Origin of the sequence: Rhodohalobacter sp., from assembly GCF_034521535.1 — a bacterium.
Lineage (GTDB): Bacteria > Bacteroidota > Rhodothermia > Balneolales > Balneolaceae > Rhodohalobacter.
Genome location: NZ_JAXHMF010000006.1, coordinates 460,700 through 472,683, shown reverse-complemented (window position 1 = coordinate 472,683; position 11,984 = coordinate 460,700). Strand labels below are relative to the sequence as shown.

Annotated in this window: 11 protein-coding genes; 10 read left to right on the top strand and 1 reads right to left on the bottom strand. The window is 42.9% G+C overall.

Annotated elements, in window-relative coordinates:
* Nucleotides 1-8: 8 nt before the first annotated feature.
* A complete protein-coding gene (locus U5K35_RS14480) occupies nucleotides 9-545 on the bottom strand; it encodes an RNA methyltransferase (RefSeq protein WP_322572209.1) in 537 nt (178 codons plus the stop codon).
* Between the two features lie 279 nt (nucleotides 546-824).
* Here U5K35_RS14480 and U5K35_RS14475 point away from each other — a divergent pair, with 279 nt between their 5' ends.
* The 10 genes from U5K35_RS14475 to U5K35_RS14430 all read left to right on the top strand — a co-directional run bounded on the left by U5K35_RS14475 (nucleotide 825) and on the right by U5K35_RS14430 (nucleotide 11,983).
* The gene (locus U5K35_RS14475) at nucleotides 825-3,944 is read left to right on the top strand and encodes a DUF559 domain-containing protein (RefSeq protein WP_322572208.1); all 3,120 of its coding nucleotides are present in this window, start codon (nucleotides 825-827) and stop codon (nucleotides 3,942-3,944) included.
* 1,579 nt (nucleotides 3,945-5,523) lie between these two features.
* Nucleotides 5,524-6,039, top strand: coding sequence for a hypothetical protein (locus U5K35_RS14470; protein ID WP_322572207.1), 516 nt, complete (start codon nucleotides 5,524-5,526; stop codon nucleotides 6,037-6,039).
* Between the two features lie 29 nt (nucleotides 6,040-6,068).
* A complete protein-coding gene (locus U5K35_RS14465) occupies nucleotides 6,069-6,500 on the top strand; it encodes a helix-turn-helix transcriptional regulator (RefSeq protein ID WP_322572206.1) in 432 nt (143 codons plus the stop codon).
* An 18-nt stretch (nucleotides 6,501-6,518) separates the two neighbouring features.
* Nucleotides 6,519-6,956 (top strand): hypothetical protein, encoded by a 438-nt coding sequence (locus U5K35_RS14460; RefSeq protein ID WP_322572205.1) that lies wholly within the window; start codon nucleotides 6,519-6,521, stop codon nucleotides 6,954-6,956.
* Nucleotides 6,957-7,078: 122 nt separating this feature from the next.
* Complete coding sequence (locus U5K35_RS14455) at nucleotides 7,079-7,282, top strand: hypothetical protein (RefSeq protein ID WP_322572204.1); 204 nt, start codon at nucleotides 7,079-7,081, stop codon at nucleotides 7,280-7,282.
* A gap of 176 nt (nucleotides 7,283-7,458) precedes the next feature.
* The gene (greA, locus tag U5K35_RS14450; RefSeq protein ID WP_322572203.1) at nucleotides 7,459-7,932 is read left to right on the top strand and encodes a transcription elongation factor GreA; all 474 of its coding nucleotides are present in this window, start codon (nucleotides 7,459-7,461) and stop codon (nucleotides 7,930-7,932) included.
* Nucleotide 7,933: 1 nt separating this feature from the next.
* Complete coding sequence (locus U5K35_RS14445; protein WP_322572202.1) at nucleotides 7,934-9,268, top strand: UDP-glucose/GDP-mannose dehydrogenase family protein; 1,335 nt, start codon at nucleotides 7,934-7,936, stop codon at nucleotides 9,266-9,268.
* A gap of 96 nt (nucleotides 9,269-9,364) precedes the next feature.
* Nucleotides 9,365-10,303, top strand: a complete 939-nt coding sequence (locus U5K35_RS14440) for a UDP-glucuronic acid decarboxylase family protein (protein WP_322572201.1) — start codon at nucleotides 9,365-9,367, stop codon at nucleotides 10,301-10,303.
* A 7-nt stretch (nucleotides 10,304-10,310) separates the two neighbouring features.
* Nucleotides 10,311-10,769, top strand: coding sequence for an NUDIX hydrolase (locus U5K35_RS14435; protein WP_322572200.1), 459 nt, complete (start codon nucleotides 10,311-10,313; stop codon nucleotides 10,767-10,769).
* Complete coding sequence (locus tag U5K35_RS14430) at nucleotides 10,748-11,983, top strand: hypothetical protein (RefSeq protein ID WP_322572199.1); 1,236 nt, start codon at nucleotides 10,748-10,750, stop codon at nucleotides 11,981-11,983. Before U5K35_RS14435 ends, U5K35_RS14430 begins: the two co-directional genes overlap by 22 nt.
* Nucleotide 11,984 lies beyond the last annotated feature (1 nt).

Below are 11,984 nucleotides of genomic sequence, written 5' to 3'. Positions count from 1 at the left end.
TTTATTGATTAACTCTCTTTTCGCAGAGTGAATTTTTCAAAAAATGCATAGAGAGCCACTCCTCCGGCAACCGATACGTTCAGTGAGTGCTTCATTCCAAATTGAGGGATCTCCACACTTGCGTCCAGATGTGGTATCATTTCATCTCCGATTCCTGTGACTTCGTTTCCCAATACCAAACATATTTTATCCGATGGGAGTTTGAAATTATGAAGAAGCGTACTGGTGGTAGTCTGCTCCAGGCCGATAATCCGGTAGCCATTTGATTTTAGTGATTCAGCCGCTTCAGCCGGTGATTCGATCTGTTTCCACTCTACATTTTCCTCAGCACCGATGGCGGTTTTGGTAATTTCCGGCCGGGGAGGGGTGGGCGTAAATCCCGACAGCCATAGCTCTTTGATTCCAAAAGCATCCGCCGAGCGGAAAGCGGCTCCCACATTGTGAAGACTTCTTATGTCGTGAAGCCACAGAATAAAATTCTTGCGAAGAGGTGATGTACGTTCCAGATTTTGCTTTAATATTTCTTTGGTTGAGAGCTTTTTCAAAATGTTTATTTTTTTGGAAAAAATGTGGCTAAAATGTTTGGTATGAGTGAGTGTTTAAAAGTAGCACGCTCCAGTGCTAAATTTCAAAGAAGAATTGGAAATTAGATTTCTAATAGGTAATAAAATAATCTTTTTGAATTGAGTGTACATATTTAGATTAACTTTTGAATAATCAGCTATTTTCAGCACACCCTTTTCATTTCCATAGTTTCTGTTATTTTAAGCTGATTGTATTTTTATTTGAAAAGAGTATAAATCTATTCTACAGAAAGGGTAAGAATGAAATTTGACTCCAAAACCGTCAGAAAAACAATCAACAAGGCATTTCTGAAGGAGCCCATTGAGAGAGGTTCTTTTACGCTGTTTAAAGATGCACTCGAAGAGCTCCATAATGCCATTGAGGTTGCAAAAGACAAAGGCGAGCATGAAGAGCACTTTAAGAACTTTTTGACCACCTTCTTTAACAAAGTTGGTTTTGAAGATTATTTCATTAATACCAGTGCCCGTATCGACATGGCCATTCATACGGGGAAAAAGGGGAAAGATCCGGTTGGGGTACTGATTGAAGCAAAACGGCCGGGCAATGCCGCTGAGATGATTAACAAAGAGCAGATCAACCGCAAAGCGATGCATGAGGCGGTTCTCTATTACCTGGAGCAGCGAATTGTGCAGGACAACAGCGACCTGAAGCATATCATCATCACCGATATGGACAACTGGTTCATCTTTGATGCCCAGGAGTTCGAGCGCTGTTTTTATAAACCATCCGCATTGCGGAAAACATGGAAAGAGTGGAAAAGTGACCGTAAGGTATCGTCCAATAACGATTTCATGTATAAAGAGATCTCCAAGTTTATCGATGCACAGGATATCTCCATCAACGGGCTGTGGCTGCCGCTGGATAAAACCCGGAAGTTTTTGAAAGGGGAGAAGGACAGCGACTATGAAAAGAAGCTGATCCCGATCTACAAGCTCTTTACACCCACGCACCTACTTAAGGAACCGTTTGCCAACGACAGCAACAGTCTGAACAAGGAATTTTATCGTGAGCTGCTTTACATTCTCGGCCTTGAAGAGACCAAAGACGGCAGCACTCGCTATATACAGCGGGCATCAGAGGAGAACCGGAATCGCGGATCGTTTATTGAAAACACCATTCGGATTCTGGATGCGGAAGATCATCTCTCCACATTAAGTAAGTCGTTGAGCAGTTACGGAGCCGGCAGAGATGAGCAACTTTTCAGCGTGGCGATGGAGCTTTCCATCACTTGGATGAACCGGATATTGTTCTTAAAACTTCTGGAAGCCCAGCTCTACCGCTACCATCGGCATGACAAGCATTTTAAGTTTTTGAACTATCGGGTAATTGATAGCCTGGATGAACTGAATAAGCTCTTTTTCCAGGTATTGGCACGCCGGGAGAAAGACCGGTCGGATGACGTAAACGAGAAGTTTGGCCATATACCCTATCTGAACAGCTCCCTTTTTGATGTCTCTTCACTGGAACATCAGACCACACGTATTTCCGGGCTGGATGATCATGCAGAAATACCGGTCTACAGCAAAAGTGTGCTCACCAATCAGCGCGGTGATACACTCAACACATTGGATTACCTCTTCCAATTCCTGGAAGCGTATGATTTTTCTGCCGAAGGCTCGGAAGAGATCCGCGACGAAAGCAAAAGCCTGATTAATGCTTCTGTACTGGGCCTGATTTTTGAGAAGATTAACGGCTATAAAGACGGCTCATTCTACACGCCGGGCTTTATTACCGAGTATATGGCCCGGGAGACGTTGAGAAAAGCGGTTGTGGATAGGTTTTCGGCCCTCTCTCCAACCCCTCTCACTCGGGGTGAGGGTGAAAAACGCGGTATGTCAGCGTCAGAACCCGGAATAAAGCTCCCGGAATCTCTTCTTCAAAACGCACGTCATCTCCGCAAAAACCAAACTGAAGCAGAAGATGTTCTATGGCAACTACTTCGGAATAAACAACTTCTTGATCTTAAATTCAGACGCCAGCACCCAATTGAAGAAGGTTTTATTCTGGACTTTTACTGCCACGAAAAGAAATTGGCTGTAGAGTTGGATGGTGAGTATCACAATACCGATGAACAGAGAGCATCGGATGAAGAACGTGAACAGTTTTTAAATGATATTGGCGTGCGTGTGATCCGGTTTTCAAATGAGGAGGTTTTTAAAGATACAGAGGCTGTTTTGAAGGAAATTGCCATTTCGGCCCTCTCCCCTAAACCCCTCTCCCGCGGGAGAGGGGAATGGGGTGAGGGCGAAAACGCGCAAGAGGCAAAAGCCCAATTAACGTTTGCGAAAATTTATAATAAAATCGGCCGGGATATCTCTATTGCGGAAGCCAACGAGCTGATTAACTCCATTACGATTTGTGACCCGGCCGTGGGTTCCGGGCACTTTCTGGTGTCATGCCTCAATGAGTTGATTGCCATTAAAAGTGAGCTGGGTATTTTGTGTGACACGGACGGGAAGGTTCTTCGCGGTGTAGAAGTCACTGTTGAAAACGATGAGCTGATCATTAGCTGGGGAGATGAGGAGCTGTTTGAGTACGATGTATCCCATTCATGGAAAGGGACAACGTTGAATTCTCGTAAGATCTCATCTGAATTGGAACGGGTACAGAAAACACTCTTTCACGAAAAACGTTATCTGATAGAAAACTGCCTGTTTGGGGTGGATATTAACCCCAATTCAGTGAAAATTTGCCGCCTTCGTCTTTGGATTGAACTGTTGAAACGAGCCTTCTACACTCCGGAAAGTGATTATATGGAGCTGGAAGTTCTTCCTAATATCGACATCAACATCAAACAGGGCAACTCGCTGGTGAGCCGCTTTGAGCTGGACAGTGATCTGAGCGTCGTGTTTAAAAACAGCGACCACTCCCTGGAAGATTATAAAGAAGCAGTACGCAGTTACAAGCAGACGGGCGACCGCACCGAAAAGCAGCGCTTACAGCAGCTGATTGACGACATTAAAGAGGAGTACACCACCACGCTGACCAACAACCGCCCGATAAACCGTAAACTCTCCAAAGCAAGGGGCAAGCTGGAGGTGATGCAGAGTGACGACCTCTTTGGCGATGTGAAATTCACTAAAAAAGAGATTAAGACACAGAAAAAGAAACTGAGGAAACTGGAAGAGCAGAAAGCTGAAGAGGAGAGCGGCGCTTTTTACAACGAAGCATTTGAGTGGCGGTTTGAATTCCCCGAAGTGCTGGATGAGGAGGGACGGTTTACCGGGTTTGATGTGGTGATTGGGAATCCGCCTTATTTTAGCAGAGTATCTTATCGACGAAAGCTTAAAAGAATTATTTACGAATCAATTATGAAACAGCTCGAATATCAATTGGATCTTGTATGTATTCTTTATTGAACGAGAGTTGCAGATTTAATTAAAGCAAAGGACTCATATATCAGCTTTATTACACCAAATTCATGGCTGAAAAATCTGACCATGTCTAACAGTGTAGAGAATTTTGTTTTAGAAATATTCACTTGATTTCTATCAACCCTAATATTTGCAAGATGCATTTGAGGAGGCTACATGTTGATACCTTAATATTCATAGCAGAAAAATCTTTAGCAACAGTAGAATCATTAAAAGTTATGGTTATTCAAATGAATAAGGAGGTTATAACTTAAACATGAGATTAATGCACTAAGATTTTGCAGATAATGATAAGGATAGATTTTTGATGTGGAAGTAATGATGAATTTGACTCAAAAGATTTTGGATAAAGTTAGAGGTGATGAAGTAAAAATTTAGAAGATTTATTCGATATAACCAGAGGGGTAAATCCATATGATAAATATCGCTGGACAAAGTCACAAGATGTTAATTAAAAACAAAGTTTATCATTCAGATCATAAAAAAGATGAAAACTATGTACCTGAAATAAAGGGAAAGCATATTGATTGGTTTATCACAAAATGGAATAAAAAACACTTACATTAGCTATGGAGAATGGTTAGCAGCTCCTCGCGATCCTAAATTTTTTGACAGGTCAAAGGATTGTAATGCAGAGAAATTCTAGGCGAAAGGTTTATGTTGTGCACTTAGTTGAAGAAGATGTATATCATTGATAGAAGTTTATACATAGCAATAGTCTAGTAATAAAAAGGTTGATCCAAAATATGTATTAGGTATATTTTGATTCAATATTAATGGTATGGTCTATTTTAGATATGACAAGGAATGAGTTTGATGATTTATTTCCGAAAAGTAAGAATCGGAGAGTTTAAAACCTTTCCATTAAAGATTACTGAATCATACAAAATGATTTAAATATTGTTGTTAACAAGATCCTTACCGAAAAAAAAGAAAATCCCAAAGCCGATACTACCGAACTGGAAGCCGAGATTGACCGGTTGGTGTATGAGTTGTATGGGTTGAGTGAGGAGGAGATTGGGGTTGTGGAGGGGAAGGATAACTGATGCTTGAACAAATTGGAGATTATATTACGAATATTGGTATGGTTATTTTGCCATATTCATTTGCCATGTATTTACCATTAAGATGGTTAGAATACATTTGGAATATGGGATACTCTTAATTGGTAAAAGCAATTTGGTACTTAGCTATTGGGCTGACGTATCTTAGCGGTGGTATAGAAGTAAATACAATAGTGATGTATATCTGTTTTATAGAAGCAATTGATCTTATCTTCCAACAATTAAAACTAAACAAATTGAGAAACTCACACTGATCTGATTAATTTCGTTTCTCAATGTATATATGCATGAGAGTATCAAAAAGCTGGATCTGGTGCCGGGTGGGTTTTGAGGTGTAAAGAATATCGAACCGCAGAATGATGAATGTTGAATTATGAAGTTGTGTCAATGAGGCTTTAAAAATTTAATCCGGTTATAACTTTTACTTAAGGAGCTTGGAATCTATTATTTGCTCATATCAAGAAATAATGTATATTCAAATTCAAAATATTCACTTATAGTTGAAACGATCTTTCAACATAGAACTGTTTAGGAAGGGAGAGGAGGCTGTTTGTTATGCCGTATGGTTTAACGGCGAACAGCTTACCGAACCGGAAAAATTTATAGATCAACAAAGCAAACAAGAACCTGAATCGTTTGAAGACAGTAACTGGCGTCTAGAATATATGTTGGAGGAACATCTCTTTTTGCCTCCAATGCTTAAACTTGAGGAAGGAAAACGCAATGACTGGGTCGTAGCCATCAAAACCGTTAAACCCAAACAGCTGAGGTGGTATGGACTGCGCTATAATGACCGGATACTTATCCTTGGTAATGGCGGGATCAAGAATGCAGATACGTACCAGGAAGATCCACATCTGTACCGGTGCGTAAAAGACCTTCAATACGTGTTTCGTTGTATCCAAAAAAGAGTGAGACGAAATGAAATTTCATTCGATACAAAAATCAACCGAATTACCGGCAACTTGAATTTTCCTTTGGAACAATTTCAGGATATTCGCTATCCCGATAATTGATACACAATTACTATAAACATGGGTCAAATATGAAAAGACGATTTATAAAGAAACAGATGGATGTTGCGGCTCAGATCTATGAACTGCTGCAGCAAAAAGGGTGGACTCAGAGTGAGTTGGCTGAAAAATCCGGCGTGTCGGAGCAGCGTGTCAGCACTATACTAAGCGGTCATGCCAACCCAACACTGGAAACTCTGGTGAAGATCGAAGATGCCCTTGATATGGAGGTGATTGTTGCACCAAAATTTTATAAAAAGGAGCTGAACCGGAAAGGTTTTGTGATTACACAACTACCTATTTCGGAAAAATTCCAACTCGATCTGGATGAACTGTTATCCGAAGTAGTGGAAGTTATTCCTGAAGAGAAGAAATTTCGGTCTTTTTCTGTTAAAGGTTACCGGGAAAGCTATCTAATGACGGAAGAGAGTCTCGACAAAAAAAATCATCCGCAAGCAGCATAACGTTCAGAACAACTACCAATGGCAGAAGAAAAGAATGTTCGTTTCAAAATTTCAAAGCTGGAAGATTTGGGTTATACATTCCAGAAGCCGGAAGAGTCGATTCCAACAGAGCGAATCAATTTTTCAATGGAAACCAATATTGATTTTAACCCAAAGAGTGAAAAATTTGCTTTTATTCTCAAACCACGGTTTACAACCGGTAAAAAAAATCCCAGGTTGATTGCCGAATTGATTTTCATGGTTGAGTTTGAGTTTCATGAGCTGGGCACTGTTTTAAAAAAGGAGGATGAAGAGACATTTACTCTGCCTGATCAACTTGTAGTCACTCTTTTCAGTATCAGCTACTCTACCATGCGTGGAGTATTTTATGAGAAAAGCCGGGGCACAATGGCCGAACGTTTAATATTACCGGTCATTGACCCTGCAGGGATTCTTCAGAAAAACGAAAGCCGGTAGAAGAATACAAGCGATAGTTCCCCAGTTGCTATGAAATATTAATGTTTCCGGCTGCCCCCCGAAAAGATCGAATAACCGGCAAAGAAATAGGCATGATTACAATCATAAAATAAAGGATTGTTATGATTAGGTCAGAAAAGGAGCATCAAAAAGCATTAAACCGGCTCGAAGAGGAGCAAAAGGTGATTGAACGTCAGAATGCACACTTTGTAGAGATGGACTATTCCGGCGAGGAGCTGGAACGGCTGATGCAGCCACTGTTTTCATTTCACAATCAATTGAAAGAAGAGGTTGAGACTTATGACGGGCTGAAAAAGGATTGGTAGATGAGAGAGAGATTTTCAAACGGTATCAAAGTTGTACTGTAAAATTCAGGTTGGGAAAACAGTGCGGAACATCCTATTTTTACATATCTAAATAGTTACCGAAAAATTGTTCGATGATAGCAGTAGAAATACTGCTATTTCTATTTTAACTAAGTCAAATTGATGTAAACGTTAGCATGAAGAAAAATTATCTGTCCAAAGAAGGATACGAAAAGCTTGATAAAGAACTAAGAGATTTAAAAACCCGCGGGCGCAAGGAGATTGCCGAAGAGATAGCGGAAGCGAGAGCGAAGGGCGACCTGAGTGAAAACGCAGAGTACGATGCAGCCAAAGAGGCTCAGGGATATCTTGAGAAACGCATTGCCGAACTTGAGAATACATTGGCAACATCAAGTATTATCGATGAAAAGGATATTGATGATACGAAAGCGTATCTGCTATCTACTACTACGATACTGAATAAAAAAACCAATAAGGAGATGAAGTATACACTTGTCTCCAAAGATGAGGCGGACTTCAAACAAGGAAAAATTTCTGTCGATTCCCCAATCGGTCAGGCCATTCTCGGGAAAGAGGTGGGAGACGTTGTTGAAGTTGACGTGCCTGCCGGAAAACTTGAACTGGAAATCAAAAAAATAGAGCGACTATAACATGAAAATAGGAGTTATTGGAACCGGCTATGTGGGCCTGGTATCAGGGACCTGCTTTGCCGACAGCGGTAATGATGTCATCTGCGTGGACATCGATGAGAAGAAAGTGGAGAGAATGCGAAATGGCGAAGTGCCGATTTACGAGCCGGGGCTGAACCGCGTGTTTGACCGCTCGATTCGCGAAAAACGACTTTCGTTTACCACCGACCTGGAAGATACGTTTCAGAAGTGTGATATCCTGTTTTTATGCCTTCCAACGCCTCCGGGCGCCGATGGCCAGGCCGATCTGAGTTTTGTGCTGAATGTAGCCGACGAGCTTGGGGATCTGTTTAATAAATATCCCGACTATAAAGTAGTTGTCAATAAAAGCACGGTTCCGGTTGGAACAGCCGACAAGGTACGCGATAAGATCGCGGCTAAAACCGATGTTGAATTTGATGTGGTCTCCAACCCCGAGTTTCTCAGAGAGGGAGCTGCCGTGGAAGACTTTATGTATCCTGAGCGCGTGGTAGTGGGTACCAGCAGTGAGAAGGCAGCCAAAATGATGCAGACGCTCTATGAGCCGTTTGTGCGCAGCGGCAACCCGATCATTATTATGGACGAGCGCAGCAGTGAGCTGACCAAATACGCGGCCAACTCCATGCTGGCGACCAAAATCACCTTTATGAACGAGATTGCCAATATCTGCGAGCGCGTGGGAGCCAACGTGGATAATGTCCGCCGCGGTATCGGAACCGACTCGCGAATCGGCAAGCGATTCCTTTTTGCCGGCATCGGATACGGCGGAAGCTGCTTTCCGAAAGATGTTCAGGCGATACACCACACCGCCGGCGAGCTGGGCTACGATTTTAAAATTCTCGATTCGGTGATGAAGGTCAACGAATCCCAGAAAGTCTCCATCGTGGAGAAGATGAAAACACACTTCGGCGATTCCCTGAAAGGAAAAACTGTGGGCGTTTGGGGATTGTCCTTCAAACCGGAAACCGATGACATCCGCGAGGCGCCATCGCTCTACATTACTGATGCCCTCGGAAAGCTGGGCGTAAGCATGAAGGCGTACGATCCCGAAGCGATCGAAACCTTTAAAGAGGCGGCAACCGAAGATGCCCTGAACCATATTGAATTTATGAGCGACCGGGATGCGGTTCTGAAAGATGTAGACGCCCTGGTGATCTGCACCGAGTGGAATGAGTTTCGACGACCGGAGCTGGAGAACTTCATTAAACTAATGAAGGAGCCGGTTATCTTTGACGGGCGAAACCTCTACGATCTGGAGCGCACGAAAGAAGCCGGACTGACCTATATTAGCGTAGGCCGGCCATCTGTGAATGCTTAGGGTCTGAGTACCAATTTTTCTGGCGGCATCAAATGGAAAAACTTTTGATGCCGTCTTCTAAAACAGTTCTGATAATTTTATACAATCTGTAATACTTTGAGTAAACGTGTTCTCATTACCGGCGGAGCCGGATTTCTAGGATCTCATCTCTGTGATAAATTTTATAATGATGGGTGGGATGTAATCTGTATGGATAATTTGCTCACAGGAGCAGAATCAAACATTTCCCATTTGATAGGGAAGGATAGATTCGAGTTTATCAAACATGATGTGACAAACTACATTGTTGTTGCCGGTGAACTGGATCTTATACTGCATTTCGCATCTCCGGCATCGCCCATTGATTATCTGGAAATGCCAATCCAAACGCTAAAGGTAGGCTCACTGGGCACTCACAAGGCACTTGGACTGGCAAAGGCAAAAAATGCCAAGTTACTGCTTGCATCAACCAGCGAGGTTTATGGAGATCCGCAGGTGAACCCTCAAAATGAAGATTACTGGGGCAATGTAAACCCGGTGGGGCCCAGAGGCGTGTATGATGAAGCCAAGCGTTTTGCTGAAGCGATGGTCATGGGCTATCACCGCTATCATGGAATTGACACAAGTATTGCCCGCATATTTAATACGTACGGTTCCAGGATGAGATTGGAGGATGGAAGGGCACTGCCAACATTTTTCCGGCAAGCTATGAAAAACGAGCCGATTACGGTTTTTGGGGACGGTTCACAGACAAGATCGTTTACCTATGTAGATGATCTGGTTGAAGGAATTTATAAACTGGCGATGAGTGACGAGTCGGAGCCTGTAAACATCGGAAATCCGGAAGAGATCACGATATTGGATTTCGCAAAGGAGATCATCGAAATTACGGGAAGTAAAAGTGAAATAGCATTTAAGGAACTGCCTGAGGATGATCCCCAGATTCGACGACCGGATGTATCCAAGGCTAAGCGGGTGTTAAACTGGGAACCGAAGGTAAGCCGGAGAGAAGGCCTTTTAAAGACCATGGAATATTTTAAAGATCAGGTGGGGTGAAAACCTAATGTCAAAAAAAAGACTCATTGACCTATATGCTTACAGGATAGTTGAGAACCGGCCTGAGTTTTTACTTTTCAAGCGTGCCAAAGGAAAAATCTATCAGGGTCAGTGGAGAATGGTTGGCGGTAAAGTTGAGCCGGATGAAACATCCTGGCAGGGAGCACTTCGCGAGTTGAAAGAAGAGACCGGTTTAGTGCCTGTAAAGTTTTGGGCTATACCTTCTGTCAATACGTTTTATGAACACAAAAGCGATACGGTTCATCACATTCCTGCCTTTGCCGCTGAGATTGAAGCGGGCCAAAAACCTATTCTTGATGACGAACATACCGAATATGAATGGCTTTCGTTAGAAGAGGCAGTTCGTCGTATCAGCTGGCCGGAACAACAACGGCTTTTGAAGCTTACAGAATCCATTATAACCGAAAATGAAATCCTTGAAGATTGGATCGTTTCTACTTCTTAATATCTGCACTCATTTTATTTACCGCCTGGATTATTCCTGCAAATTCAGTTGCTCAATCCTCCTCAAGCTATGAGTTGATTCCGGCTCCGGATCTATGGTATAACGATGTGGACGGGATACGGGTTGGCGTTCGAGTAAAAGGTCAGGTGCCCGGTACCTTCGAAGACGGACCGCATCGCCTTGACGCAGGATTGTGGCTGAGCACTTGGTTCCCTGATCTGCCGGTTTCCTATTATGCTTCCTATACTAATCCTATCGATCGCTGGTCGGATTTTGGCAGTGAAGCAAGTTATCAGGCAATTACCTCGGTACGTACAGGATATCATCGCCACGGATTGGGTCTGAACAAACGCTGGCAGGAGGGATTTGATGAGCGCCGCTACCGTGAGTTGAGTCTGTTTCATTCTTACGAAAAAAGATTTGACGACGAATACGCTGCATTTCCCGCATTGTGGAGTGATCAGGACAAACTGAAATCAACGCTTTCGGGCCAATTGAAGAACGATAACAGCCTGGGCTGGTACAAAATTGATGCTTCTCTCGGCTTCCAGTATTTGAACGAATTCTACACTCAGTTTCAAGGATCCTTTATTCAAAATGTGAAATTCCATGAGTATTGGGGAGTGAACCTGCGACTCTTCACCGGCATGGCGTCCTCGAATGCCGATCCTGAATATCTTTTTTCCAGAAGCAGTGCTCCGGCTATTCAAACCATTGATAATGGCGTAACCCGGGCAAAGGGTACCATTCCGCAGCCCTGGATGGAGAGTGGTAAATTCCAGATTGCCGGCGGTGCAAATTTGAGAGGATACACGAGTCAGGATGTGGATACGTTTTCAAGCAGCGATCCTAATGTATTTGCAGCTCCACTTTTAATAAACTCCATCGCTTCCGTAAATGCCGAATTTGACTACTTCAATCCAATAGCTTTGGGATTTAACCGTATACCCTATGTAAGCGAGTTTTTAAGCTTCCGATCTTATCTCTTTTTTGATGCCGGAAGGTCACTTGAGCTCATCGAAAATGAACCCGATGATCTCTTCGCTGATGCGGGAGCCGGATTCTCCTTATCTTTGAATATTCCGGATTACCTGGGCAAACCCCGGGGATTTGTTTTTAAATACGAACTTCCGTTCTGGCTATCTGAGCCCGGTATGGAGGACTCTTTTAAATTGAGACACCTGTTTTCATTCGGAGCTGTATTTTCACTCTGAT